The organism is Microbulbifer guangxiensis (assembly GCF_021729075.1).
GTDB lineage: Bacteria > Pseudomonadota > Gammaproteobacteria > Pseudomonadales > Cellvibrionaceae > Microbulbifer > Microbulbifer guangxiensis.
Map to the genome: position 1 here is coordinate 638,491 of NZ_JAJSAQ010000001.1, position 26,789 is coordinate 665,279.

The window sequence follows — 26,789 nt, forward strand, 5'->3', positions numbered from 1 at the left end:
CCCGACAACGGACGCCGAGCAGACCATGGCCACAGCCGATCAAGCCCAACGCGTAGACACCCTGATCCATGCCCGCTGGATAATCCCGGTGGTGCCCGCCGGGAAACTGTATGAAAATTGTGCAATTGCAATCAGCGATGGGCGAATTATCGCGATTCACCCCTCGGCTGAGGCCGACAGGCGCTTCCAGTCCGACGAGGTCATTCGCCTCGATCGCCATGCCCTGATTCCGGGGCTCGTCAACACACACACCCATGCCGCCATGAGCCTGCTGCGAGGATATGCAGACGACCGCCCTTTGATGGAGTGGCTGCAGGGCCATATCTGGCCGGCGGAACAAAAGTGGGTAGCTCCCGACTTTGTCGCTGACGGCAGCCGCCTGGCCGTGGCTGAAATGCTCCGCTCGGGCACAACCACGTTCTCAGACCAGTATTTTTTCCCCGAAGCCACCGCCATGGTCGCGCGGGAGACGGGTATGCGCGCGCAGATTGCCTTCCCGATCATCGATGCCCCCACCCCCTGGAGTCGCGACGGTGAAGATGCACTGCAGAAAGGCCTCTCGCTGCGCGACGACTACCGCGCCCACGAGCGTATCGATGTGGTCTTCGCCCCACACGCGCCGTATACAGTAAAGGATGAGACGCTGGAAAAGGTGGCCGTGTACGCTGCCGAGGCACAGATCCCGGTGCAGATGCACCTGCATGAAACTGCCAGCGAAGTGGAGCAGGCCGTTGCCGAGCACGGCGAACGACCGATCGAACGGCTGCACAGGCTGGGGCTGCTCTCTCCACAGACCCTGTGCGTACATATGACAGCAGTGGCGCAGCGGGACCTGGACCTGATGCGGGAGAGCGGCGCCCATGTTGCACACTGCCCGCGCTCCAACCTCAAGCTCGCCTCCGGTTTCTGCCCTGCCAGCGACCTGCTGGCAGCCGGCATCAACGTGGCACTGGGCACCGACGGGGCCGCCAGCAACAACGGCCTCGACCTGTTTGCCGAAGCCAATACCGCGGCCCTGCTGGCCAAGGCCACCAGTGGGCGGGCCGACGCCCTGCCGGCCGAGCAGGCACTGGCCATGGCCACCATTCACGGCGCCCGCGCCCTGGGGCTCGAGGACAGGATCGGCAGCCTGGAACCGGGCAAGTTCGCAGACCTGGCCGCCATTGACTTGGGCGGACTCGAGCAGCAACCCCTGCACGACCCGGTCTCGCAACTTATCTATACCGCCAGCGGTCACAATGTCAGCGACGTGTGGGTGGCCGGCCGCCAGCTGTTGGCTGGGCGCAAACTCACCACCCTCAATGAGGACGAGCTGGTTCAACGGGCGCAAGGCTGGCGTGCTAGAATCGCCGGCCTGTCGAAATAGCCGCGATCCATCGCCGGCTTCAGATACAAGGTTGCCAAACCAGTTAGCCGGAGCGCACGCCGCGTGAAGACCGCCGGCGGCAGCGGGACGTTATCAATACCAGGGACATAGACGGACATCCATGACCAATGTAGATCCGGCAGAAATCGCCAAATTCGAGCAGCTGGCCAGTCGCTGGTGGGATCGCCAGGGCGAGTTCAAGCCCCTGCACGACATCAATCCCCTGCGCGCCAATTACATCGACCAACGCGCGCCGGTCGCGGGCAAGAAGCTACTGGATGTCGGGTGCGGTGGCGGCATCCTGACCGAAGCCATGGCGCAGCGCGGCGCCGAGGTGACCGGCATCGATATGGGCGAGGCGCCCCTGAATGTGGCCAGGCTCCACGCCCTGGAAAGCGAGCTTCAAATCGATTACCGACAGGTCCCCGTGGAAACGCTGGCGGAGGAGCAGCCGGCCAGCTTTGACATCGTCACCTGCCTGGAAATGCTCGAGCATGTGCCGGACCCCGCTTCCGTGATCCGTGCCTGTGCAGCACTGGTCAAGCCCGGGGGGCAGCTGTTCTTCTCCACCATCAACCGCACGGCAAAAGGCTGGCTGTTTGCGGTCGTCGGAGCCGAGTATGTCCTGCGCCTGCTGCCCAAGGGGACCCATGAGTACAGCAAGTTCATCCGCCCCTCCGAGATGGGGGCGTGGATCCGGGCCGCGCACCTTGAGCTGCGGGACATTACCGGGATGACCTACAATCCGCTCACGCGAACCTACAAACTGGATCCCCGGGACGTGGATGTGAACTATCTCGTACACGCCACCAAGGCGCCCTGATCCACCGGAAGTAGCATGAAAGCAGTTTTATTCGACCTCGACGGCACGCTGTTCGATACCGCACCTGATTTTATCGTGGTCCTGAACCAGTTGCGCCACCAGGAGCAGTTACCGCCCCTCCCCGGTGAGGCCATCCGCGCCGTGGTATCCAATGGTGCCAGAGCGATGGTCCGGCTGGCCTTCGGCCGCGACGAGGGCGACCCGGGTTTCGATGGCCTGCGCCAGCGTTTTCTGGACCTCTACCTGGCGCACCTGGCGGAACACACCGTGCCGTTCCCCGGCATCGAAGAACTATTACGACAGCTGGCCGCCCACGATATCGCCTGGGGGGTAGTCACCAACAAACCCGCCGCCTATACGATCCCGCTGATGCGGGCGTTTTCCCAATTTCCCGAACCCGGCGCCATTGTCTGCCCGGACGATGTGGAGAATCGCAAACCCCACCCGGAACCGATTTACCTCGCCTGCTCACGCATCGGCTGCACACCGGCCGAGGCCGTTTATGTGGGCGACCATGAGCGGGATATTGAAGCCGGCAAGGCGGCGGGCATGCCGACCATTGCCTGCAGTTATGGCTATATCGATGCCGGCGACAGCGCGGCCAACTGGAATGCGGATCACCTGGTGGGCAGCGCCGACGAGATCTGGCCACTGCTGGAGCAACATTACCTGTCGGATCGCAACGGCTAACCCGGGCCCGGGGTGAACCGCTGCCTGATAACCAGAAAATTACGGAACAAGAAGGAATCCCATGTCTGAGACCATTGGCAACTACAGCCCTGCCCCGGACCTGCTCAAGGACAAGGTCATTCTGGTGACTGGCGCGGGCGATGGCATCGGGCGTATCGCGGCCAGGACATTTGCCGCACACGGGGCCACCGTCATCCTGCTGGGACGGACCACCGCCAAACTGGAGGCGGTATACGACGAGATCGAGGAAGCCGGAGGCCCCCAACCGGCCATTTTCCCAATGGACCTCAATGAGGCCAGGATCGAGACCTTCGAACACTTTGCTGAGGCCGTAGACCAGGAGTTCGGCCGGCTCGACGGCATCCTGCACAACGCGAGCGTCCTCGGCCAGCGCACGCCCATCGTCAATTATCACTACGCCACCTGGGAACAGGTGATGCGCGTCAACGTCAATGCCGCTTTCGGGCTGACCAAGACGCTTTTGCCATTACTGGAGAAATCGGACGCGGGCTCCATCATCTTCACCGGCTCCGGTGTCGGCCTCAAGGGACGGGCTTTCTGGGGTGCTTATGCCGTCTCAAAGTTTGCCACCGAAGGTCTGATGCAGGTGCTGGCGGACGAGCTGGATGGCGTTTCCAATATCCGCGTCAACAGTATCAATCCGGGCGCCACGCGCACCAACATGCGCGCGGCCGCCTATCCGGCGGAGGACCCCAACACCGTTACCCGTCCCCAGGACATAATGCCCACTTATCTCTATCTGATGGGGGATGACAGTCGCGGAGTCAGCGGCAAGCAGTTCAACGCGCAGGGCTAAGTCGCGCCCCGTCAGGGTTCACGAATTTCTGTTCTCCATGGCGGGTTGCGGCGATCCTCGCCGGCCCAGTAGAGCTTTACCTTGTTGCCACTGGGGTCATGGAGCACCGCCTCCCGCCAGCGCCAACGCATATCCTGCGGAAGCTGGGCAAACTCGATCCCCCGCTCTTGCAGTAACTGCACCAGCTCATCGAGTGCCTCGTGCTCGAAATAGATCACCGCACCATTGTGGAACTCCCCTTCACTCAGCTGCAGGGAGAAAGTCCCATCGCCATCGGGGCACTCGAAACGGGCGTAGTGGGGAGTATCGACGATCTGGACAAATCCCAGCCGTCGGTAGAAAGCTGTGGCCTCCGCCATATCCCGCACGGGAAGGGTTACCTGGTTCAGGTTCACGGAAACGCTCCTAGCCACTGCAAGCCGGCCTGGCAACAGCCGGACAAAAAAATACCCGGGCTCTGCCCGGGTATTGCGATCAAACCGGAAGGGGTTTACTCATCGCTGTGATCGATCGCCTCTTCGGTCTCATCGGCGACCTCTTCCGCTACTTCCTCGGCCTCATCTGCCACGGTGTCCATCGCCTCTTCGGCAGAATCCATGACTTCGTCAGCAGCCTCTTCAGCGGTCTCCATCATGTGCTCCGGGGCATCGGCGAACACGTCACCTTCACTGGGCATCATTTCCGCATTTTTGGCTGTAACAACGGCTTCTTCAGCGGCCTCTTCCACTGCCGTACCGGCCTCTTCCACTGCGGACTGGACTTCCGCGGCGATTTCGGCTTCGGCGCCCGCGGGCTCCATGTTCTGGTAGTAGAGGTAACCACCGATTGCGGCGATCACGATTGCGGGAATAATGATTTTTTTCATTTTCCAACCCCTGAAAGTGTGGATTTATGGTTATAAGAGGGGATTATTGTTCCACGGCCGCGGGGTGTAAAAACGTGAATGCCCGCACGTTTTCATTTGTCCGCCGCCCGGCACTGAGGCAAAATCACATCAACTCGTTACAACAAACTGTCAATATGCGAAAAACTATATTTCTTTCACTGTTACTGCTGGCAACCAGTGCCAGCGCGGATTCCCTCACCAAGCAGATGCGTGGGTGTGCGTCGATCCAGTCTGATAAAGAGCGTCTCGGCTGTTACGATGCACTGAGCAAGAGCCTCGATGAACGTGCGGAACAGAATTTCGGCCAGGAACAGAAGCGCATCGTCGAAGAGGCCCCGGAGCAGATCACGGCCCAGATTTCAGAAGTTCAGGAAGGCGCGTACGGCAAAGCCATCATCACACTGGACAACGGCCAGGTTTGGCGCCAGAACGACAGCGGCCGGGTTCGCTGGAGCGCCGGTGACAGGATTGTCGTAGAGCGCGGCCTATTTGGTTCCTTCTTTATGAAACCCGCCCAGGGCGGACGCAAGATCCGGGTGAAGCGCGAGCGCTGAACCACTCTACTCGCTGCGACTGACTTACCGCTGACGCGGAGCCCGCACTAAGCTGGATTCCAGTGGGTCCCGGCCCGCGTCAACGGAGGTCGAGCTATGCTTTTCAGCTGCGCAACCCCAGCTTCTGCCCGGGGAAAGCGATCAGGGCGCCTGCGACAGCTTCTCGCTCTGATTACAGCACCTACTCTCGCCCTGTTCGCCGGCCTGGCGCTGGCCCAGCAAACCCTGCCGCTCTCTGCCTCCTCCGACATCCACTGGCGGGTCTATCGGAGCGGGCCCATGGCTCACCTGGGGCATAGCCACGTTATCCGCGCTGCAGCCATCCGCGGCACCGTCACCCTCCGCGAGTCACCCCAACACTCGCAATTCCTGCTGGAGATTCCCGTCCATCGACTGGAGGTGGATCCGCCCGCTTTGCGCAGGCGCTATGGCGTCGAGTTTTCCTCGAAGCTGAGCCAGGCGGATATCGCCGGCACCCGGGCCAATATGCTCGGCCAGAGCCTGTTGCAGGCAGACCGCTTTCCGGTCATTCGAATGACCGGCGAGGCGCCATTGAAGGACACGCCCGAACCGCAGCAGATGCTGATCGCGGCCGAGCTGCAATTGCGCGGGCGAACCATTGCCCTGCGGCTGCCAGCGACAGTGACCCTCACCGCGACAGGAGTTCGCGCCAGTGGAAATTTCACGCTGTCCCACCGGCAACTGGGCCTGAAGCCCTTCAGCGCGGCTCTCGGGACCCTGAAAGTGGCGGAGCGTATCGACTTTACCTTTGATATCCAGACGAAGTGACCAGCCCGCCAAAGCCGGTTCCGACATTTCGGCCAACCCGGCTTTCATCGCGGACGCAAAGGCTCTACGCCGGGTGAATGCCCCGGTGTAGGGGGACGATTTCCCTGAAAGGCGACACCCCTCAGTCACCTTTTTGGCGGCGCGAATTTCTACCCTCACCTATAGTCAAAAAGAAAGAGACGCCAAGCAAAGCGGCCCGGCCGTTGTGCGTGGCGATGATGTACTCAACAGAAGGTGTACTCAGTTGTCCCGAGAAAGTATGTACTCAAGGGATGAAGCATGGCTGAAGGACACAGGCGAACTGGCTTCCGGCGGCGATTCCGACAAGGCACTTGCGGATAGCGAACCGGAAACTGAACAGGTACAGGAAGCGGCTGAATCAGTCGCGGATTCCGGCAGTACTCCGATGCAGAGCTACCTCAAGCATCTGTACCGGCTGGACTTGCTCACCCCAGAGGAGGAACAAACCACTACCAGCCTTCTTCGCGAGCTGGAAGACAAGATTATCGCCCTGCTGCAGAAGCGGGGGGTGGAGCTGGTCGACCTGCGCAGTGAAGGCGTAGAGCAGCGGGGCAGCACCGGTGCCTATGACCATGGCCTGATCATCGCCAGGGCGGAAGCCCTGCTCGATGCTGGCAAGATCTCGCAGCGCGACCGCACCGCGCTCAGGAGCCTGCTGCGGCGGTTCCAGGAGCAGCGCAAGAAGCTCATCCAGTGCAACCTGCGGCTGGTAATTGCGATTGCCAAGCGGTTCCGCAATCCGGCGGTGCCATTCATCGACCTGATTCAGGAGGGTAACGTCGGCCTGATGAAGGCCATCGAGCGCTTCAAACCACAGATGGGCTACCGCTTCTCCACTTATGCCTACTGGTGGATACAACAGGAAATCCAGCTGGCCCTGCGGCGCAATGACGACATCGTGCGCCAGCCGGCCAATGTGCAGGATGACCTGCGGGCAATTTACCGCGCCATCAGTGAGCTGCGTTCGAAGGGCTCCCCGGCCTCCGACGACAATGTTGCAGCCCAGTCGGGGCTCGACCTGGAGCGGGTGCAGAGCCTGCTCAAGTTGCCAGGGCCCACCGGCTCACTGGACGATCCCGTAGCCGAGGACCAGAGCAGCACAAAACTGGACTATGCACCCGCTGACGAGATCTACAACACCGACGAGCTGGTAACCAACCAGGAACTCGCCGAGCGCCTGCGGGAGGCGGTGGATCGACTGCCAGCACGTCAGCGCACTGTGCTCAACCTGCGCTACGGGCTGGTATCGGATCGGGACTGCTCCTTCCGGGTCATCGGTGAACAGCTGGGACTCAGTCAGGAGCGGGCCAGACAGCTGCACTCGGATGCCATCCGGCAATTGCGGCGACAGTGGCGCTAGCCGGCGCCCTCGACCTGCCCGGCTGGACAGGCTTGCCAACTGGCGGCCAGGAACTAGGCTGTTATCTGTTTTCGCCCGAACAACAGATAACAGCCTTCGTTGCCCGCCATGCGCCTTTTATTGCTGCTGCTTGTTTACATTTCAATGACACCGGCCGAAGCCCGTGCAGAGCAGGAGGTAATCTTCAGCGCGGGTAAAGGCCTGGGGGATGCGCTCATCCAGCGGGACTCGATCGCAAGCGCCGAGATGGCCGGCATCAACTTTGCCACCAGCTTTGCCGAATTCCCCCTCACCTCTGGCCTGTGGCAATGGTGGGCACAGGGCAGCTATTCCCACCTGCGGCTGGACCATCGCGGCGAGCGCCAGAAACAGAATGTGTTTGAGCTCAAACCCGTCCTGCGCTGGTATCCACGTGCAAGGGCCGAAGGATTTTTTGGCGAGGCGGGCGTCGGTGCCGCCTATCTCAGCGACAAGCATTTCGGGGATATCGAGCTGACCACCCATGGCAACTTCGCCCTGCATTTCGCCGCTGGCTACCGCCTCCACAGTGGTGCCGTGGCCTCCCTCAGGTACAGTCACTTCTCCAACGCCTATACCAACACGCCAAACCCCGGCTTCGACTTCGCATCGCTGAACTGGCATTTCAACTTCTGAGCCCGGCCACTGTCATCCGACAGTCACATTTTCATCAGACGGCTGTCATCAGTCATCGGCAACAATGCTTCCATAAAAAATCCGGCCAGGCGGGCTGAGCAGAAAACGGTTCACTCTTCCCGGGAGGGCAGTGAGCCGGTCATGGAACTGATCAATGATCGAACGAATTTGTCACCTGATTGCCAGTCGCGAGCAAGACAGTCTGGCCCGGCATGTAGCGGAACTTTCCGGCTGGCAGGCCCGTAATACCGATGCGGACGTCGCCGTTATCGCCCACCCCCGCTATCGGGAGAGTCTGGATCCCGCCGTGCGCTTTCTGGCCCTCAATACCGACCACAACCGTCACCACACCAACCTGATCTGGCGCCTGGCCAGCCATCTCAGAAGTGGTGGGTTCCAGATTGCTCACGGCCACGGGAGCAAGTCCGCACAACTCCTGGCTGCGGTGCAGAAGTATTCGGATGCCCGCCAGGTCATTACCCGGCATAACCTGCGCCACCCACGTGATAAATTGTCCAGTTCATTCGATGCCAGAATTGCCGTCAGCCACTCAGTAGTTGCCAGCTCCCGACTCCAATGGCATGTGATCCCCAATGGAATCCGCGTTAGCCCGGGTTCAGCTTTTAAAGTCGAGACTTCTCTCCCGACCCGAGCGCGTATCATGTTCTCAGGCCGGCTGGTAAAGCTCTGCGGTCTCGACCATCTTCTCCGGGTACTTGTGGCGATGCCAGAGGTCGAGTTGATCGTGGAAGGGGACGGACCGGAGCGGGAAGCCCTGACATCACTGGTACAAGAGCTAAACCTCACCCAGCGAGTGCAATTCATTGGCGAACAGGATCCCGCCAAAAAATTTCTGTGCAGGGTCGACTTTATGGTCGTGACCAGTTGCACCGGTCAGCCCCCTTTCGACTGGATCGAGGCCCTGCTCCATGGGTGCCCGGTTATCACCCCCAACACCGGAGACGCTGACCGCTATATCCCTGGGGATTTCCTGCTTGAGGATATTCATCCGCTATGCCTGGAACAGAAACTGCGCCATGCTCTGAGCGATCGCAACTCTCTCCGCACCCATTTTCGCGAAGGCTTCCAGCGTGCGGCCGCAGAGCTGACAGTGGAATCCATGGGCCAGGCCACCTGGGAGATCTACGCCCAGGTATTGAGTGGCGCAGCAGAAAGCCATGCGGATTCTGGTTCCTAGCGACGCCCTCTTGCTCGGATAGGCGACGGTTACTGCTCTCGGCAAAATGACCGGAACCGGCTGCTGCCCAGGCCACCCGGTCTTTCAGCAAATTTACTATCCACCGGGTTGCAGTGGGCTGCCGACGAAATCCTGCGGGCCTTCTACAACCCGCGTATCCTCTGCCGGAAGGATGCGGGCCCGGAGACACTATCCGGGGAAGCACGCAGTATTCAAACTGCCCGGACAAAGCAAAAGTTATCGCAGCCCGCCGGGGTCACGCCCGGGAGTACAGCGCGAGCACCCGCTGCGACATATCCTCAATGCCAAGCCCCGTCGAGGTGACTGGCTCAGGGCGCTGAAGGATTTCGCTGCTTGCCTTCAATAATGCGTCCGTATCGCCGGCATCCACCAGTCCCTGCGGGAAGCACTGCTGCAACAATTCTGTCTGCCCACCAGACCGGTAGGCAATCACAGGACACCCCATGGCCAGCGCCTCTACCGCAACACGGTCATAGGCGGGCGGTGTTTCCTCCAGGCGATACGTAATACGGGCGCTGGCATACAGCTCGCGCATATCCCGTCGAGGCCCCATGAACAACACCTTGTCGCTGAGACCGAGATCCAGCGCCAACCGCTCCAGGTTCCGTGCAAACTTCGCGGAACCCGGCGGCACTTCGCCCACGATCAGGCCAAACACATCATCACGTTGCAGGCTGAGCGCAGACAACAGTTGCAGGAACTCCCGGTGGCCATGCCCCGGGGCCAGGGCTGCAGGCATCAACAGCCAGTTCCTGCCTTCCAGTTGGGGAAAGTCATTCAACAACCGCTGGTGCCAGTAGCCCGAAACCGGTGCAGTGCGATCAAACTCCCGGGTGTTCACTCCGGCCGGTACTACCTCCGGCTTGCAGGCCAGTTTGCGGCTGAATTCCTGACGCAGCTTTTCTGCAGCGAAAGCGGAAACCGCCGTGACCTGCTGCCCGACGGCCATGATGCTGTTGAAGAGCCCTCTTCCATACAGTCGATGGACAGAAGTAATGAAGCGGGGTCGCCGCTCTTCCGGCAATCCGCGGATTGCCAGCCACAGCAGCCAGGCGGGCAGTGGTGCACGGGCATGCACCACATCCACCTCGAGCTCCCGCAACAGCTTTCGCAACGGGCGCACCAACCTGAGCGACCACAGGGAACGCCGGTGAAGGGGCATTTCCAGATGCCTCGAACCCCGCAACACCAGTCGATCGGTCAGCTCCCCCCCTGATGAGACAACGATGGACTCGTGGCCAAGGCGCACCAACTCCTGTCCCAGGTCCAGGGTGGCACGTCCTTCCGGGGAGTAATCCATTTGCGGCACCGCCTGCAAAACCCGCATGATACTGTTCAACCTTTGTACTTATTTTTTTCATGACTTGCTACGGGCAATATTCTGCGCCATTGATCGAATTCTGCCGAGCCCTGCACCACATTTTTTCAACTTACCCGCAAATAGGGACCGCCCATGCTCGCTGTGTCGGACACTCGGGCGTAAGATGAGCCCCGGAGAGAAACAAAAGTCAGTTCCGGGATAAACAGGAGATCCGCCATGCCCTTCCCTTTCACCGACCGGGAGCTTTCCGTCCACTCGCTGATGACAGCCCTCGGACTGGTGCTGCTCCTGCTGTTATCCAATGGAGCACGGGCCGCCGGGGACCAGGGGCTTTTCTGGGTGGCCGAAAAAGGCGATCGCCGGGTCTACCTGCTCGGCTCGGTGCACCTGGCAACGCCGGATTTCTACCCATTGCGGGGCAGGATTCTTGAGGCCTTCGAACACAGTGACGCCCTGGTTGTGGAGGCCGATATCCTGATGGCAGAGCGGGATCCGGTGCTGCAACAGCAGATCATGAGTGCATCACTGTATACCGGCGACAGAACTCTGCGCGATGACCTTTCTGCGGAGACCTACCGACAACTGCAGGCATGGCTTGCAAGCCGGCAACTGCCTGAAGCCATATTCATACGCCAGCGTCCCGCTATCGCCATGATCACACTCAGCCTGATGGAAATGCAGGCACGCGGACTCGACCCGAAACTGGGTATCGACCGACACTTCCTGCAAAAGGCCCACCAGCGGGGAGATAAGAAAGTGCTGGAACTGGAGGGTGTGCTGGAGCAACTTGCGCTGCTCAACAACCTGGAAAACCCGGACCTGCTGCTGCGCCAGACACTGGAACAATTAAAGGATATCGACACCCTGATCCCCGGGATGATGTCCGCTTGGAAAAGCGGTGATGCAGAAGCAATGCACGACCTGGTGATCGCCGATGAATTACAGGAAAACCCGCAGTTTGCTTCGCTGTTTGAAGTCATGTTCTATCAGCGAAACCGCAATATGTCTGCCAGGATTGCGGAGGCCAGCGAGAATCACGACACGCTGTTTGTGATCGTCGGGGCCGGCCACCTGGTTGGCGAAAAAAGCGTCTTGAAAAAGCTGGAAAGACACCAGTTTCATATAAAGGCAATCTAGCCACTGCTAGACTGCGGATGACCGCAGGAAGCGGTTCAGCCAATGACAGCAGGTACATGGAGGTACCCGTGAAAACTTCCCTGCCAGCCAGCTTGCTTCTCGGTGCCACACTAAGCATCGGTGCCTGGGCAGATGAAGCAAAGACCAAAGGTGGGCTGGAAATTGTCTCGGACGACGGCAATTTTTCCGCTTCGCTCGGTGGCCGCATTCATTTCGACACCTACCTGTTTGATCCGGATATCGAAGATCCGGTCAGTACGACGGAATTCCGTCGCGCCCGCATCACCCTCGAAGGTGAGGCCTATAACTTCGAATACAAACTCGAGCAGGACTTCGCTGCCGGCAGCACTCTGTCCGGCTATCGGGAGGTGTGGATCGGGCATGACTTCTACGGTGGCACCATCCGGGTGGGCCAGTTCAAGCCTTTCCGCGCCATGGAGGAACTGACCAGCTCGAATGAGATCCTGATGCTGGAGCGTCCCTTCACCACCGCCACCGGTCTCTTCGACGGCCGGCAGTTCCAGCAGGGCATCGGCTGGAACAACCACTGGGCCTGTTACACCGCCGGAGTCATGGCCTTCAACCTGCGCAACGCCAATACGCCCCGGAATGAAGGCGTCGGTGCGGCAGGCCGGTTTACCTGGGCACCGCTGAATGAAGAGCTGAGCACCGTCCACCTGGGCTTTTCCTACAGCCATGAAAACGCCAACCGGAATTCACTGTTACTGGAGTCAGAGGCCGACTATGCCGGTCGGCGCGGACCTAGCCAACTGATTGCCCTCACCCCGGGCGACAGACAACTCTTCCTCGGGGATTTCGGTGATGAGGAATTCTTCTTTGGTAAGCAGGGCGGTTCCGTCAGTGTGGCGGGGCTGGAACTCGCAGGCACCTGGGGGCCTTTCTACGCCCAGATGGAATACGCCTACGGCAACTATGACGGCGACTACTACCTTTCCGAACTGTTTTTTGAGGAGTTGTTCGACGCACCACCCACTTTTGAGTGCGATCCGGACTTCGGTTGCTATATCGGCGACCAGGATGTCCATGCCTGGTACATTCAGGGCAGCTGGCTGATCACCGGTGAGCACAAGCCGTACAACAGCAAAAAAGGCATATTCAAGTCTGCCAAGCCCAACAGTCCCTGGGGTGCGTGGGAACTCACCGCCCGGTATGAATCCATGCAGAACGATGAAATCCCGGACCTGGAAGCGGACAGCTGGATAGTGGGCATCAATTATTACCACAACCCCAAAGTGCGCTTTATGCTCAACCTGCGCTTTGGCGACAACGACTTTACTGGCGACGGCACCAACCAGCTCGGCATCCGGGCACAGATGAGCTGGTGAGGTGACTGCAGGTCAATCCGCAGGCAAAAGAAAACGGGGCCCAGGGCCCCGTTGATTGATCCTCTGGTCAGGTGACCGGATCAGCCTACCTGTTGTGCGGTGGCCGGATCGAAGACTTCCACTTTACCGACTGCACTGCCCCCCCCACTGCGGGGATTTTCAAACCGCTCCAGCGCGGCGTCGCGCAGGTCGCGAGCCTTGACCAGGTTCTCCTCCTTGACCGGGCCATAGCCGCGGATCAGGTCCGGGTACCCGAGCAACTCGATGGCCGCGGCATGGTTTTCGGCATTGAGCGCGCCGGTCACGCGATCGACCAGGGCTTCGTATTCCGCGATCAGACCCCGCTCCATCCTGCGCTCGGCGGTATAACCGAAGATGTCCAGCGGAGTGCCGCGCAGGAATTTCAGCTTGGCGAGCACCCGGAATGCACGGAACATCCAGCCGCCAAACTTCATCTTGCGCGGCCGACCCAGCGCCTTGTCATGGCGGGCCAGCAGTGGCGGTGCGAGGTTGAACTCCAGGGTGTAATCACCGGCAAAGTTTTCCTTCAACTCCTCGATAAAGCGGCCGTCGGTATACAGGCGCGCCACCTCATACTCATCCTTGTAGGCCAGCAACTTGGCATAATTGCGAGCCACCACCTCGGCCAGGGCTTCGCTGCCCGGGACCTTGATGATCTCGGCAGATTTCACCCGATCAACAAGTCGGCGGTATCGCGCCGCCAGTGCTTCGTTCTGGTAACCGCTCAGGTGAGCGGATCGATGGGCGACAATCGCTTCCAATCCCTCGGGCAGGCGCTGCTCCGCCTTGTCGGCAGACAGCAGGCGGTCGAGGACAGGACGGTTGCCGGCGGCCAGGCGGCCCGCAGCGAATCCCTGCAGGTTGGCCTCGACCGCTACGCCATTCAACTGGATCGCCTGCAACAGTGACGCCTGCTCCAGCGGCAGCAGTCCCCTCTGCCAGGCGTAACCGAGCATGAATATATTGGCGGCAAGGGTATCTCCCAAAGCCCGGCTGGTGAGCCGGTGCCCCTCGACCGTGTCCATTTCACGTACGGCGTCACGAATGGTATCCAGCACCGCCTGCGGCGAGTGGCTGTCCTCACGACCGAGAACCGAAGCCGCCGTGGGGCTCAGGTGCGTGTTCACCACCGCGCGGCTGTGGGTTTCATCCAGCTTGGCCAGGCAAGCGGCCAGGTTGCCCGCCGCAATCAGGTCACAGGCCATCAGCGCATCGGCGCGGCCGTCGGAAATGCGCACGGCTTTCAGATCCTCCGGGCGGGCACCGAAGCGCACGTGGGAATAAACCGCACCGCCCTTCTGGGCCAGACCGGTCTGATCCAGGGTGCTGCTGGCCTTGCCCTCGATATGGGCAGCCATCGCCAACAGGGCGCCGATGGTGACCACGCCGGTGCCGCCGACACCGGTCACCAGCAGGTTGTAGGGCTGCTCGACCCCGGGCAACTGTGGTAAATCCAGTTTTTCCGCCTCGGTGCGCAGCACGTCGCCAACACCCGCACGCTTGTTCAGACGGCCACCTTTGACAGTAACGAAGGAGGGACAGAAACCGTTGACGCAGGACATATCCTGGTTACAGGCGGTCTGGTTAATGCGGCGTTTGTCACCCAGTGCCGTCTCCACCTTTTCTACTGCAATACAGCTCGACTGCTGAACGCAGTCGCCACAACCTTCACAGACCCGCTCGTTGATGAATGGCCGGCCCTCGGCCTTCGGCGCGAGCCCGCGCTTCCGTTTCCTGCGCAGCTCGGTTGCGCAGGTCTGGTCGTAGATGATGACGGTACACCCCTGAACTTCACGAAGCTCTTCCATCACCCGGGGCATATCATCGCGGTGACGGATTTCCACTTCAGCCGGAAACTTCAGGGCGCCGTGATACTTGTTCTTGTCATCCATCACCAGCACCACTTTCTGCACCCCTTCAGCGAGCACCTGGCGACAGATCATATCCGGATGCAGTTCGCCGTCGTGGGGCTGGCCGCCGGTCATCGCGACGGCATCATTGAAGAGGATCTTGTAGGTGATGTTCACCTTCGCCGCGACCGACGCGCGAATGGCAAGAATGCCGGAATGGAAATAAGTGCCGTCACCCAGGTTGACGAAGACATGCTTTTCACTGGTAAAGGGCGCCTGCCCCACCCAGTTCACACCTTCGCCACCCATCTGGGTGAAGGTGTAGGTCTCACGGTCGAGCCACTGGGCCATGTAGTGACAGCCAATCCCAGCCAGGGCCCGGCTGCCTTCCGGCACCTTGGTGGAACGGTTGTGCGGGCAGCCGGCACAGAACATCGGCAGGCGCGAGACGCTGGAACCCGCCTGACGGGAAATTCTTTCCGCAAGAGCGTTGAGGCGCATCAGGCGGTGTCCGGCGCCCTCGTCCAGCTGATCGCCCAGCAGCTTGCCCAGTACCTGTGCCACCACTGCCGGCGAAAGTTCACCGTACATCGGCATCAGCGGGCGATCGTTTTCATCCACCTTGCCGATGATGCGCGGGAAATTGGGGTCCTTGAGATGGACGTTGTACAGCTCCTCTTTCAGCTGCACCTCCATCAGGCTGCGCTTCTCCTCGAGCACCAGCAGGTAATCGAGGCCGCGGGCAAATTCCTGGATACCGGGTACATCCAGTGGGTAAGTCATGCCCACCTTCAGGATACGGATACCCAGCTCACGGGCACCCTGCTCGTCGATGCCCATATCCTCGAGAGCCTGCATCAGGTCCAGATGAGCCTTGCCGGTGCTGACGATCCCCAGCGTCGCCTGCGGATTTTCCAGCACAACCCTGTTCAGGTGGTTGGCGCGCGCAAACGCCAGTGCCGCCGGCCGCTTATAGCGCCACAGGCGCTCTTCCTGTTCGAGCGGGTTATCCTGCTTGCGGATATTGAGGCCGCCCTCCGGGCGCTCCACTTCCGGGTAGGAAAACTGCACGCGGTCAGGATCCACCTCCACGGTGCAGGCGCTGTCCATGTTTTCCGCCAGGGTAATCATGGCCACCCAACAACCACTGAAGCGGGACAACTCCAGTCCGTAATGGCCATAGTCCAGCACTTCCTGCACGGTGGCCGGATTCAGAACCGGGATGTGCATGTCGACGAAGGCAAACTCGGACTGGCCGGGATAGGAAGAGGACTTACAGCCGTGGTCATCGCCGGCGATGATCAGGGCGCCGCCCTTGGGTGAGGAACCGGCGGCATTGGCGTGGCGGAAGGCGTCACCGGAGCGGTCGACCCCTGGGGTCTTGCCATACCAGATACCGCAGACACCATCGACCTCCGCGCCATCGAACAGGCCCACCTGCTGGGAACCCCAGACCGCAGTCGCCGCCAACTCCTCGTTGACGCCAGGCTGGAAGCGGATATTGAATTCGTCCAGGTGATTCTTGGCCCTGCTCAGCTGCTGGTCGTACCCACCCAGGGGCGAACCGCGATAGCCGGAGATAAAGGTGGCGGTGTTCAGGCCCCGGGCCCGATCCATCCGCATCTGGTCGATGGGGAGGCGCACCAGCGCCTGGATACCTGAAAGGAGCACACGACCCTTGAGGGTGGTGTAGCGATCGTCCAGAGAGACCTGCTTCCTGCGCGGAGACTCTACCTGCTGCGCCTTGCGCACTTCTTCACTCATATACCTAACTTCCGGTTATTTCCCTAGTTCGATGGATCTCGGACTATTGGTCGTTATTCTTCCGGCTTACCTGCCACGCCCGGGGGTGGGGCGAACAGCGCCACTATGTAGCGACTCTCTTGCCCCCGTCGGTCGCAGAAAGCGATAATTCTCGCCTTCACCCGCGACGGACTGGTCAGTTCATACTAGATGCTTAGCAGCAATAGAGCATTGCTTTATTTACGCCATAGCGCGTAAAATTGTGACAGTTATCTCGACCAGAATAGATTGTGTAGGATGGGAGTTTTTATGAAGCGTTCGACTGACCTGGACGATTTTGACCGCAAGATTCTGCGAGCGCTGCAGGAGAACGCCGATTATTCCATGGCGGAACTCGGAGACAAAGTGGGACTTTCCCACACACCCTGCTGGCGCCGCATCAAACGCCTGGAGGCCGAGGGCATCATCCGTGGCCGCGTGACCCTGCTCGACCCACAAAAACTCGACTTGGGGGTCACAGTACATTGCTACGTGACCATTCACAACCATGACGAGGACTCTCTGAACAATTTCGAGTCCGCCGTGCAGGATGTACAGGAGGTTGTGGAGTGTTACTCCACCAGCGGGAACAAGGACTACCTGTTACGCGTGGTGGTGGACAGTGTGGCCCACTATGAACAGCTGTTGAAGCGCACCCTGGTACACCTGCCCAATGTGGCCTCGGTTAACTCCACCTTTGCCCTGAAGCAGGTCAAGTACACCACGCAACTGCCACTCTGATCCGGCTGGTTGCGACATCAACGGCGTCGGCAACCGCCGCACTCAGATCGCTTCCAGCTCCCGCAAGATGGCCTCCAGCACCTGCTGGAGGCTGCGTCCGTCACACTCAATGGTGATATCGGCGTACTTTCGATAGAGCGCCTGCCGCTCCTCAAAAAGGCTGGCGAAGGACTGGCCCGGAGCCTTGGCGATACCACGGCTCTCATAGTTATGGATACGCCGTCGCAGCTCAGCCGCCGAGCAGTCCAGGAACACGATGGGGCCAAAGCGACCAAGGTTGGCCATCCCCTCTTCGCTGTAAACCGCACTGCCTCCCGTGGCAATGACATGGCCGGGCAGATCCGCAGCAGCAATCACCTCCCCCTCGATACGCCGCAGGTTGAGATAATCGCTCTCGTTCATGATCTGCTGCAGGGTTTTGCCCTCGCGGGCCTGGATCAACACATCGGTATCGACAAAGTCCAGTGCCAGCTCCTTCGCCAGCAGTATTCCCACCGTGCTCTTGCCGGCCCCCGGCATTCCAATCAGGACAATACTTTTTCTGCTGTTCATTACTTAACTTTTCTTTTCTCCATCAACGACACCCCGCTAGTCTCCAGAACGCGGGAGCAGAACCGAGCGCAGCCAGCCGAGGATGGAATTGCCATCCAGCAGCATGCGATCCAGGTCATCCATATTGCGCGTCTGGCGGAAGGCATCTGCAAACAGCGCTTCACGGGTGATCATGCGTCGTCGGGGATTGATGGCCTTGATCTCGCGGGCCGGATTTCCGGCAACCACCGTGTTTGCCGGCACATTTCTGGTCACCACGCTGCCGGCACCGACGACCGAGTTGTCCCCGATCGAGACCCCCTTGCAGACAATTGCACTGTCACCGACCCAGACATTGTTACCCAGCGTGACGGGTGACGTGCAGCGAAATGGCCGCGTGCGATTATACAGGCCATGCCAGTCGGAGTCGGAGATATAGACATTGGCAGCAATCATGCAGGCATCGCCGATGGTAATGGATTCCGCTGCAGAAATACGCACGCCGGGGGAGATCAGCACATAGTCGCCAATGGTGATGAATGCATCACCACCGCGATGCCCGAGAGTAGTGAAACGGATAGCGTTATCCGGGGTTGAAATCAGGTGCGGATAATTCCCCAGGCAGATGTTACTGCCGAACACATGCACGGAACCGGGATCCATGATTTCCGGTTCACAGCCGATTGCATCGAACTGCGGCAACAGGAAATGCCGGGCCCGCCACTTTCTCAGGCGAAGCTGCCAGTGTTTCAACCAGTAGGGCCGATGGTCTTTGCGCATTCAGGGTGCCCCCGGCGGGATTTCGATGATGGCGCCCGGGGTGGAAGGAAAACCAGTACCGGCTCGATTGCTTTTGCCACAGTAGCGGTTTACCGTTGCCGCACACCCGCCGGAGTTTCGTTTATCCATGTCTGTTCCACTACCCATCGAAATCGACAACATCAAAGGTTTTCTCGCGGCCAGCGAGGGCGAAGCCCTTTTTCACCTCGCAACACGGGCGGCACCTCTGGGCGCCTGCCTCGAGGTCGGCAGCTACTGCGGCAAATCTTCCATCTATATCGGCTCAGCCTGCCGTAAAAGCGACAATATCCTCTTTGCCATCGACCACCACCGCGGCTCCGAGGAACACCAGCCGGGTGAGGAATACCACGATCCCGATCTGTTCGACAACAGCGCACAGCTGATGGACAGCTTCCGCACCTTTCGGGCCAATATACGCGCGGCAGAACTAGAGGACTTTGTTGTTCCGGTAGTGGCGCCATCAGCCATTGCTGCGCGCCGCTGGAATACACCACTGGGCCTGGTTTTTATCGATGGCGGCCACTCCCGCGAGGCGGCTCTGACCGATTACCGCTGCTGGTCCCGGCATATCGTGCCGGGCGGATTTCTGACCATTCACGATATTTTTCCCAATCCGGCCGATGGTGGACAGGCTCCGTTCGAGATCTACCAGTTAGCGCTGGCTTCCGGCCAATTCGAGTTGCTGGAGATGGTCGACACCCTCGGTATCCTTCGCCGCATCTGAAACCGTGCTGCCACCGGTAAATAATGCGCTGGCCGGCGTCAGGTCTGCCAGCGCATCGGCCGCCAGCAGCATGGCCCCCACTGTCCAGGTTGTTTTCTCTTCCGGCCAGATCGCCCGATCGGGGTAGACGTATCCGGTCCAGTAGCCGCCGTCACTGTCAGCCCAGCGGTGCAGGCCGCGGTAGAGGTTTGCCGCCCGCTTTCTATCACCTGCCGCCAGCAGGGCCATGGTCAGCTCACAGGACTCGGCCACCGTCACCCAGGGCTCATCATTGACACAGCGGCATCCCAGGCCTGCCACGACAAATTCATCCCAACGTGCCCCGATCCGGGCCCGGGCCTCGCTGCCACGGAAAACCCCGGTCAACACCGGGTAGAACCAGTCCATGGAGAAGCGGGCCTTGCTCTCCCATGTGCGGTCAAAACGGTAAGGCTTGGAACGCAGTGCGCTCCCCAGATGCTGATGTGCGCTCTGCCAGTCGGAACGTGGCTGGTCAAGCGTCTCGGCGATTTGCACGGCGCATTCCAGGCTCTTGAAAATGGACGAGCAGCCGGTAACCAGCGCATCCTTCATGGGAGCACCGTGCTCATCCACGGCCCAGTGAATATCGCCTTCTTCTGTCTGCAGCGAGAGGACAAAGTCGATTGCCCGCTGCACGGTTGGCCACAGCGACTGCAGGAAGCTCCGATCACCACTCACCAGGTAATGGTGCCAGACGCCAGTCGCCACATAAGCGACGAAATTGGTTTCCCGGCGCTCGCGGTCCTGCACTGCGCCGTCCTTGTAGGCCGCCCACCAGCTTCCATCCTCAAGCTGGTTTGCCGCGAGCCACCGGTAGGCCCGCTTTGCCGCCTCCCATTCACCGGCAATGGTGAGCCCCATGGCGGCTTCCACGTGATCCCAGGGGTCGGCGTAGTGCCCCCGGAACCACGGGATCATGCCGTCCGGCAGCTGCTGGGACAGAATGTAGTCCGCGCTCGATCGCAGGAATGATTCCGGAAACAGGGGCACCGCAGTTACGGCCGCAGGTTCGGTCACGCGGTGGCCTCCACTGAGTTGGGTGTGATTTCCCCGCCGGCTGATGCTTCGACCGCGGATTGCGGTGGCTTGACGAAGTAGAGCACGGTACTTTTACCCAGCAGCGGATTCAGCAGCTTTTCCAGCCAGCGGGTGAGCCGCGGCCTTTCCATCAGGTCCCACACCAACAGGCGGTGGTAGGCAGCCACGAGTCGTGACTCCGGTCGGCGCCAGAAAAGGCATTTCAACCACCAGTAGGGTGCGTGCAGTGCATGGGCCCGGTGACGGGCAAAAAAACGGTGCCCGAGGGATTCGATACTGCCCCGCAACTGGCGCTCCCGGAAAATACGGACATGGCCACCCTCTACCTGGTGGTATTCCTCACTGAGCTGCCAGCAGACCCACTCGGGGAAGAAACTGGGCACACTGGCGGCAAAGATGCCCGCGGGCTTCAATACGCGATCGATTTCCGCCAGCACTGGCTGGTAGTCCTCGATGTGCTCCAGCACCTCAGAGCAGATCACCACATCGAAAGTGTCGTCAGCAAACGGCAGTGCCATGCCGTCTGCCACACTCAGCAACAAACGTCCGGCCACCTGGCCGCTCTCGGCGAACGGTTGGGCCCGTTCCGACGCAGTTGCCACATCCTTGATATTCAGGTCCACGCCAAACACTTCCACCGCATCCGTGAGCCACAGATGGATGGCATGTCGGCCCTCACCACATCCCAGGTCCAGCACCCGCTGGCCGGCTTGTAACTTCAGGTGAAAGGGATCCACGGTTATCATCAGGCAGCCTCCGCGGAATCGACCTGCCCGGCCGGCTGCCGCCCGGGGACTGCCTCAGGTGCCCCCTCTATCAATCCACGGTAATAGCGCGTGAGCTGCTCGGCAGCGAGCTTCCAGGAGAACTGCTGCAAGATACGCGCCCTGCCCCGATCACCCAACCGGGCCCGCAGGTCCGCGTCCCTTAGCAACTGGCGCAGTGCCCCGGCCAGCGCATCGCTGTCGCCGGCAGGAACCACGATGCCCGCATCGCCGACCACCTCGGGCAGCGCACCCCCATCAGTGGAAACCACCGGCACCCCGCAGGCCATGGCCTCCCCGGCCGGCAAGCCGAAGCCCTCGTAGAGCGATGGACAGGCCACAACCGCGGCCTGGGCGTAAAAATTCACCATGTCTTCATTGGAGATACCACTGACGAACTGCACACAGTCACGCAACTGCAAACGCTCCAGCAACGCTTCGGTATCGCCGCCCTCCTGCAGGCTCCCCACGACCAGAAGTTCCACACCAGGGATTTCCTTTCGCAGCCCCGCCACGGCCTCGAGCAGAAAGCGCAGTCCCTTGAGCGGCTGATCGGCCGAGGCTGTGGTCATGATACGGAACGGACGCGGCTCGATGTCCGGCCGGGGGCGAAACAGTGTGGTGTCGATACCGTTGTGTACGAGGCTGATCCGCTCGGGCCGCACCCCGAACTGCTCGACGATATCCCGGCGCGACTGCTCCGAGACAGTGACGATGTTGCGCAGGCGCCGGGCAACCCGGGTCTGCATGTGCAGGAAGTTGTGCCAGCGACGCACCAGCAACCGGTAGCGCCAGTCCGGCGCCGCATCCAGCGCCAGCTGGCGATCACGGGTGATGGGATGGTGGATGGTCGCAACAACCGGCAGTCCCATGCGCTCGATGTCGAGAAGGCCGTAGGCGAGGCACTGGTTGTCATGCACGATGTCGTATCGCTGTCCATGCCTGTGCAGGTACCTGGCCACCCGGCGACCGAAGGTATAGGGTTCTGCAAAGCCGCCGGTGAGTTTGCTCCACCACTCGAAGAAATCGGTCCAGGAAAGCAGGTGCCGCCAGCGCAATGCCCGGGTCGGGTTTTCGCATTCGAACAGGTTGAGCCCCGGCATCTTGATGAGATTGACCCGGGGATCCAACTGGGGATAGGGCTGGCCGGAGATGACGTCCACTTCGTGCCCCGCATCCACCAGGGCCTTGCTGAGATAGTGCAGGTAGACGCCCTGCCCCCCACAATAGGGGTGGCTGCGGTAACCGAGCAGGCAGATACGCAAGGGCCGCGTTTCAGCGGCGATGGGACCGTCGGCAAAATTCCCCAGGGCGGTCATGGCTTCCCCGTGTCGTTACTGTTCTGCATTGGCGGGTGAAACCAAAGAATACACCGGCCCGACAGTGACTGCTAGGCGGAATCCGTCCAACCTTCATGCGAAACCCTCCGCAAGCAGAGCACAAAAAAGCGAGAGCGCAAAATGCGCTCTCGCTCTCGGAACTGCGAATGCCTCAGGTCAGAAACTGAACTTATAGCCGACGCCCAGATTAAAGATCCACGGGTCCAGACTCAGGTCCTCATTGCGTATCCGCACCGGGGTCACCACCGGATCCTCGAAACCTGGCAGATCGGTTTCCGTGTCGAAGCCGATTGAGAACTCCGGTGAGGAGTCCACGTACATGGCTGATGCGTTGATCACCCAGTTACTCTCGCGACCCAGCACCACATCGACACCGACCTGGGCGGTCCAGCTGAAGTCGCTACCAAAGCCGATCTTGCCAGCACCCCAGCGATTGTCGTTGTTGAAGACCGGACGGATGAACTGCTCTTCGATATCGGTGTAATTCACACCCAGGCCCACATAGGGCTGCCACAGGCAGGTCGGGTCCAGGAAATACCAGTCCACGAAGAAACTGGTGAAGTACGAATCGAAATCACCGAGGTCTTGACCAAATTCACCGATGAGTTCGCCATCAAAGAAGGCATCCGAGAACAACCCGCCTTCAAAACTGACATCATTGGCGTGGTACAGCTCGACCGCCCAGTGATCCATGAAGACGTAAGTGGCGTTGATAAACCAGCTGGTATCATCATCCAGGCCGACAAATGCCCCCACATCCAGGGGGATCTCCTCGATCACATCTTCCGTCAAGGGATCGTCGACGAAAGTCGTGATGACGTTGCCCACGCCGTCTTCATCGGGATCGACATAGGCCGCCCCCACGCGCACAGCAAAAGTACCTGCGCCCCAAACAGGCGGGGTCGGCTGCATGACGGGGTAACCAGAGGGGCCCGCAAGCGCGGACTGAGCGGCGAGGCCGGCTAAACCCGCCACGGCCATGGGAATGATGAGAGGCTTGAATCTCATGGGTAACTCCTTGTAACGCTAAATCGCTCCTTCGCCGCAGTCGCGGTTACTTCAGTATAGGCAGGGTTTTTTGAATTCAAGCAAGGCTCGACTAATAGACAGGCCAGGGAAAGGAAAAAATTCTGTCAGAAAAATAGCAACCAAAAAAAATGCCCGCCAAGAGGCGGGCCAGGTTTCTCGAACACACTTTCAGGAGGAGAGTCGTAAGCGCCACTGCGCTTAACCTTAGGTATAGCAGAGGTTTACTCCGCGCTCGCCATCCTGACGCCAAAGCCATCGGGTCGCGCAGGTTTTTTAGGACCAGTGCGCAACCCGGCAGGGCTGCAAATCACACCCGGTGCAGGTAACTCTGGTACTCCACGTCTGTCACCCGGGAGGCGATCTCCAGTAGCTCCTGGCGCTTAAGAAGAAGGAAGAGCTCGATAAAGCGCGGATCCAGGTACTTCTGCCAGATAGGGCTCTGCTCGAACCGCCGCAGCGCACCGCTCCAGGTGTTCACCAGCTGGTCGCTTTCGACCTGGTAGGCATCCCCCGACACCGGCGCCGGGGCTTCCAGGCGGTTCTCCAGACCATAGCAGACCCCGCTGAGGATGGCCGCCAGCACCAGGTAGGGGTTCACATCGGCGCCGGCTATCCGGTGCTCGATACGGCGCGCCGCCGGCGGGCTTGCCGGCACCCGCAGGGTGGTGGTGCGATTGTCGTAACCCCAGCAAAGGTTCAGGGGGGCATGGGAGCTCTCCTGGAAGCGCCGGTAAGAATTGGAGTGCGGCGCAAAAAATGCCATCGCATCGTTAGCCGTTGCCAGCATGCCGGCAGCAGCCTGACGCAACAGCTCGGAGCCCTCATCCGTGCCATCGTCGAAAACATTGTTGCCTTCGGCATCCACCAGGCTCATGTGCACGTGCATGCCATTGCCGGCCTGGTCACCAAAAGGCTTGGCCATGGTGCTCACCCGCAGCCCGTGGCTTCGCGCCACGCCTTTGAGCAGGTGCTTGAACAGCAACGTCTGGTCGGCCACCTTCACCGGATCGTCACAGTGCAGGAGGTTGATCTCGAACTGGCCCGGGGCGCACTCCGAGAGGATAGAATCCGCCGGGATCCCCTGGGCCTCACAGGCGGTGCGCACATCGGTAAAGAAGTGGCGCTGGGCATCCAGCTCGGAAAGGTCGTAGACATCCGTGGACGGTACCAGCTCGGCGTCGTTGTCACTCACCGGACGCGGGCGCGCCAGGTGATCCACATCCTCCCGCAGCAGGTAGAACTCCAACTCGGTTGCCACCACCGCCCGGTAACCCAGCTCTTCCAGGCGCTTGACCACGCGCTGCAACTGGGTCCGCGGATCGGCATAGAGCGGTGAGCCGTCTGCTTCGAAAAGCTGCATGTGCAGCTGCGCCGTCTTCTCCCGGTGCCACGGAGCTTCAGACAGGGGGGAGACGGGGACACAGACACCGTCGCTGTCACCGCTGGCAAACACCAGCGGGCTGTCTTCGATGTCACGGCCCCAGACATCGAGGCTCACCGCGCTACGCGGCATCTGCAGCCCCCCACCCAGCAGTTTTTCCGCAGAATCTGCCGGTAACCACTTGCCGCGGGGAATACCGTTGATATCGAACACGAAACCCTCGACCCACTTGAGATCGGGGTGCTCCTCCAGGAAGGTCTGGGACTCACTGAGGACTTCAGGGGAAGGGGAAAATTTTTGTTGTAATGACATACATTGCCCGGGAATTTTTACTTGCCATAACGCAATGCGGGCACCGGCGGTGCCCGCATTCAGCCATTCTACGCCAGAGCCTTGGCAGTATCATCCAGCGCCCGGTGCGCTTTTTCCACCAGCTCGTCCACCTGCTCGGTGGTGATGATCAGCGGCGGCGCGATGATCATGGTGTCACCGGTGGCGCGCATCACCAGACCGTTCTTGATGCTCATGTCGCGGCAGACGCCGCCGGCGGTGCACTTGTCATCAAAGCGGGCGCGGCTGCCCTTGTCCTTGACCAGCTCCAGGGCACCAACCATGCCCAGGCTGCGCGCCTCACCGACGATCGGGTGATCCGCCAGCTCCGCCCAGCGCTTGGCCAGGTAGGGACCAGTGTTGTCACGCACGTTGTCGATGATCTTGTCGTTGCGCAGGATATTGAGGGTCGCCAGGCCAGCCATACAGGCCGCCGGGTGCGCAGAGTAGGTATAGCCGTGGGTGAACTCACCACCCTTGGCCTTGATCACCTCTGCCACACGGTCACTGACCATGGTACCGCCCAGCGGGAAGTAGCCGTTGGTCACCGCCTTGGCGAAGGTCATCAGGTCGGGCTTGAGACCGTAGTAGTCTGCACCGAACCACTCACCGGTGCGGCCGAAGCCGAAGATGACCTCGTCCATCACCAGCAGGATGTCGTACTTGGCCAGCACTTTCTTCACTTCCGGCCAGTAGGTCTCCGGCGGAATGATCACGCCACCGGCACCCTGGATTGGCTCGGCGATAAAGGCGGCCACATTGTCGGGACCCAGCTCCTGAATTTTCTCATCTAGGCAGCGGGCGGCGTGCACACCGAACTCCTCGGGAGACATGTCACCACCTTCGGCGAACCAGTATGGCTGCTGGATGTGCGTGATGTAGTCCAGGGCCTGGAACTGTTTATGCATACCGCTCATGCCGCCCAGGCTGGCACCACCGATGGTGGAGCCGTGGTAGGCATTTTTGCGGGAGATGACAATGCGCTTCTGGGGCTGTTCTTTCAGGTCCCAGTAGCGGCGGATGATACGCAGGTTGGTATCGTTGGCCTCGGAACCGGAACCGGTAAAGAAGACATTGTTCATGCCTGCCGGCGTCACTTCAGCCAGGGCATCGGCCAGCTCGATGGACGGAATGGTGGTGCACTGGAAGAAGCTGTTGTAGAACGGCAGGGTCTTCAGCTGCTCGTAAATTGCGTCGGCAATCTCGGTACGGCTGTAGCCGAGGTTACAGCACCAGAGACCGGACATGCCGTCGAGCATGCGGTGGCCGTCGATATCGGTGATATAGGCACCGTCGGCGTTGGTGATTACCCGGGTGCCCTGCTTGCCCAGGTCATGGAAGTCGGTGAAGGGGTGCAGCAGGTGCTCGCGGTCTTGTTGTAGCAGTTGACTCTTGTTCATCTCTCGCTCCTGGCTTTATCGGTAGAGATACGCGCCGATTCGGCCGGGCCTTG

25 protein-coding genes are annotated in these 26,789 nt (G+C 60.4%); 13 read left to right on the forward strand and 12 right to left on the reverse strand.

The window, feature by feature from the left end; all coding sequences use genetic code 11:
- Positions 1-25 precede the first annotated feature (25 nt).
- The 4 genes from LVD12_RS02800 (at position 26) to LVD12_RS02815 (ending at position 3,696) form a co-directional block, all read left to right on the forward strand.
- Positions 26-1,366: a TRZ/ATZ family hydrolase gene (locus LVD12_RS02800; RefSeq protein WP_237065448.1), complete on the forward strand. Its 1,341-nt coding sequence runs from the start codon at positions 26-28 to the stop codon at positions 1,364-1,366.
- 121 nt (positions 1,367-1,487) lie between these two features.
- Positions 1,488-2,189 (forward strand): bifunctional 2-polyprenyl-6-hydroxyphenol methylase/3-demethylubiquinol 3-O-methyltransferase UbiG, encoded by a 702-nt coding sequence (gene ubiG / locus LVD12_RS02805; protein ID WP_237065449.1) that lies wholly within the window; start codon positions 1,488-1,490, stop codon positions 2,187-2,189.
- Between the two features lie 15 nt (positions 2,190-2,204).
- Entirely contained in the window at positions 2,205-2,879 is a 675-nt protein-coding gene (locus tag LVD12_RS02810; protein WP_237065451.1) for an HAD-IA family hydrolase, read from the forward strand.
- A 61-nt stretch (positions 2,880-2,940) separates the two neighbouring features.
- Positions 2,941-3,696, forward strand: a complete 756-nt coding sequence (locus LVD12_RS02815; protein ID WP_237065452.1) for a YciK family oxidoreductase — start codon at positions 2,941-2,943, stop codon at positions 3,694-3,696.
- Positions 3,697-3,707: 11 nt separating this feature from the next.
- On the opposite strand, the gene LVD12_RS02820 is transcribed toward LVD12_RS02815, so the two are convergent.
- Both LVD12_RS02820 and LVD12_RS02825 read right to left on the reverse strand, forming a co-directional pair.
- A complete protein-coding gene (locus tag LVD12_RS02820) occupies positions 3,708-4,091 on the reverse strand; it encodes a VOC family protein (protein ID WP_237065453.1) in 384 nt (127 codons plus the stop codon).
- Positions 4,092-4,186: 95 nt separating this feature from the next.
- The gene (locus tag LVD12_RS02825) at positions 4,187-4,561 is read right to left on the reverse strand and encodes a hypothetical protein (protein WP_237065454.1); all 375 of its coding nucleotides are present in this window, start codon (positions 4,559-4,561) and stop codon (positions 4,187-4,189) included.
- A 155-nt stretch (positions 4,562-4,716) separates the two neighbouring features.
- On the opposite strand from LVD12_RS02825, the gene LVD12_RS02830 reads away from it, so the two are divergent.
- The 5 genes from LVD12_RS02830 to LVD12_RS02850 all read left to right on the forward strand — a co-directional run bounded on the left by LVD12_RS02830 (position 4,717) and on the right by LVD12_RS02850 (position 9,158).
- Positions 4,717-5,136 carry a hypothetical protein gene (locus LVD12_RS02830; RefSeq protein ID WP_237065455.1) on the forward strand — a complete coding sequence of 140 codons (420 nt, stop codon included), beginning with the start codon at positions 4,717-4,719 and terminating at the stop codon, positions 5,134-5,136.
- 96 nt (positions 5,137-5,232) lie between these two features.
- Positions 5,233-5,925 (forward strand): YceI family protein, encoded by a 693-nt coding sequence (locus tag LVD12_RS02835; RefSeq protein WP_237065456.1) that lies wholly within the window; start codon positions 5,233-5,235, stop codon positions 5,923-5,925.
- Positions 5,926-6,184: 259 nt separating this feature from the next.
- A complete protein-coding gene (locus LVD12_RS02840) occupies positions 6,185-7,306 on the forward strand; it encodes a sigma-70 family RNA polymerase sigma factor (RefSeq protein WP_237065457.1) in 1,122 nt (373 codons plus the stop codon).
- 144 nt (positions 7,307-7,450) lie between these two features.
- Positions 7,451-7,960: an acyloxyacyl hydrolase gene (locus tag LVD12_RS02845; RefSeq protein ID WP_237065458.1), complete on the forward strand. Its 510-nt coding sequence runs from the start codon at positions 7,451-7,453 to the stop codon at positions 7,958-7,960.
- A gap of 154 nt (positions 7,961-8,114) precedes the next feature.
- Entirely contained in the window at positions 8,115-9,158 is a 1,044-nt protein-coding gene (locus tag LVD12_RS02850; RefSeq protein ID WP_237065459.1) for a glycosyltransferase family 4 protein, read from the forward strand.
- Between the two features lie 256 nt (positions 9,159-9,414).
- Here the strand turns inward: LVD12_RS02850 and LVD12_RS02855 are convergent, their stop codons facing one another.
- Complete coding sequence (locus LVD12_RS02855) at positions 9,415-10,479, reverse strand: glycosyltransferase (RefSeq protein ID WP_237065460.1); 1,065 nt, start codon at positions 10,477-10,479, stop codon at positions 9,415-9,417.
- A 237-nt stretch (positions 10,480-10,716) separates the two neighbouring features.
- On the opposite strand from LVD12_RS02855, the gene LVD12_RS02860 reads away from it, so the two are divergent.
- On the forward strand, positions 10,717-11,637 hold the full coding sequence (locus LVD12_RS02860; RefSeq protein ID WP_237065462.1) for a TraB/GumN family protein: 921 nt from the start codon (positions 10,717-10,719) through the stop codon (positions 11,635-11,637).
- 68 nt (positions 11,638-11,705) lie between these two features.
- The gene (locus tag LVD12_RS02865; protein ID WP_237065464.1) at positions 11,706-12,983 is read left to right on the forward strand and encodes an OprO/OprP family phosphate-selective porin; all 1,278 of its coding nucleotides are present in this window, start codon (positions 11,706-11,708) and stop codon (positions 12,981-12,983) included.
- A gap of 80 nt (positions 12,984-13,063) precedes the next feature.
- Here LVD12_RS02865 and LVD12_RS02870 read toward each other — a convergent pair whose 3' ends face one another.
- A complete protein-coding gene (locus LVD12_RS02870) occupies positions 13,064-16,618 on the reverse strand; it encodes an indolepyruvate ferredoxin oxidoreductase family protein (protein WP_237065465.1) in 3,555 nt (1,184 codons plus the stop codon).
- 288 nt (positions 16,619-16,906) lie between these two features.
- Here LVD12_RS02870 and LVD12_RS02875 point away from each other — a divergent pair, with 288 nt between their 5' ends.
- Positions 16,907-17,377 carry an Lrp/AsnC family transcriptional regulator gene (locus LVD12_RS02875; protein ID WP_069948238.1) on the forward strand — a complete coding sequence of 157 codons (471 nt, stop codon included), beginning with the start codon at positions 16,907-16,909 and terminating at the stop codon, positions 17,375-17,377.
- Positions 17,378-17,419: 42 nt separating this feature from the next.
- Here LVD12_RS02875 and LVD12_RS02880 read toward each other — a convergent pair whose 3' ends face one another.
- Both LVD12_RS02880 and LVD12_RS02885 read right to left on the reverse strand, forming a co-directional pair.
- Entirely contained in the window at positions 17,420-17,929 is a 510-nt protein-coding gene (locus LVD12_RS02880; RefSeq protein ID WP_237065467.1) for a shikimate kinase, read from the reverse strand.
- A 36-nt stretch (positions 17,930-17,965) separates the two neighbouring features.
- Positions 17,966-18,688, reverse strand: a complete 723-nt coding sequence (locus tag LVD12_RS02885) for an acyltransferase (protein ID WP_237065468.1) — start codon at positions 18,686-18,688, stop codon at positions 17,966-17,968.
- Between the two features lie 127 nt (positions 18,689-18,815).
- Between LVD12_RS02885 and LVD12_RS02890 the strand changes: the two genes are divergently transcribed.
- Positions 18,816-19,433, forward strand: a complete 618-nt coding sequence (locus LVD12_RS02890) for a class I SAM-dependent methyltransferase (protein WP_237065470.1) — start codon at positions 18,816-18,818, stop codon at positions 19,431-19,433.
- Here the strand turns inward: LVD12_RS02890 and LVD12_RS02895 are convergent.
- The 6 genes from LVD12_RS02895 to LVD12_RS02920 all read right to left on the reverse strand — a co-directional run bounded on the left by LVD12_RS02895 (position 19,362) and on the right by LVD12_RS02920 (position 26,736).
- The gene (locus LVD12_RS02895) at positions 19,362-20,471 is read right to left on the reverse strand and encodes a prenyltransferase/squalene oxidase repeat-containing protein (RefSeq protein ID WP_237065472.1); all 1,110 of its coding nucleotides are present in this window, start codon (positions 20,469-20,471) and stop codon (positions 19,362-19,364) included. The two genes, LVD12_RS02890 and LVD12_RS02895, sit on opposite strands and share 72 nt — an antisense overlap.
- Positions 20,468-21,238: a class I SAM-dependent methyltransferase gene (locus tag LVD12_RS02900; protein ID WP_237065473.1), complete on the reverse strand. Its 771-nt coding sequence runs from the start codon at positions 21,236-21,238 to the stop codon at positions 20,468-20,470. The genes LVD12_RS02895 and LVD12_RS02900 overlap by 4 nt, the downstream gene beginning before the upstream one ends.
- Positions 21,238-22,575 carry a glycosyltransferase family 4 protein gene (locus tag LVD12_RS02905; protein WP_237065474.1) on the reverse strand — a complete coding sequence of 446 codons (1,338 nt, stop codon included), beginning with the start codon at positions 22,573-22,575 and terminating at the stop codon, positions 21,238-21,240. Before LVD12_RS02905 ends, LVD12_RS02900 begins: the two co-directional genes overlap by 1 nt.
- A 177-nt stretch (positions 22,576-22,752) precedes the next feature.
- A complete protein-coding gene (locus LVD12_RS02910; RefSeq protein WP_237065475.1) occupies positions 22,753-23,604 on the reverse strand; it encodes an OmpW/AlkL family protein in 852 nt (283 codons plus the stop codon).
- Between the two features lie 328 nt (positions 23,605-23,932).
- Entirely contained in the window at positions 23,933-25,318 is a 1,386-nt protein-coding gene (locus LVD12_RS02915; protein WP_237065476.1) for a glutamine synthetase family protein, read from the reverse strand.
- Between the two features lie 68 nt (positions 25,319-25,386).
- Positions 25,387-26,736 carry an aspartate aminotransferase family protein gene (locus LVD12_RS02920; protein WP_237065477.1) on the reverse strand — a complete coding sequence of 450 codons (1,350 nt, stop codon included), beginning with the start codon at positions 26,734-26,736 and terminating at the stop codon, positions 25,387-25,389.
- Positions 26,737-26,789: the final 53 nt, after the last annotated feature.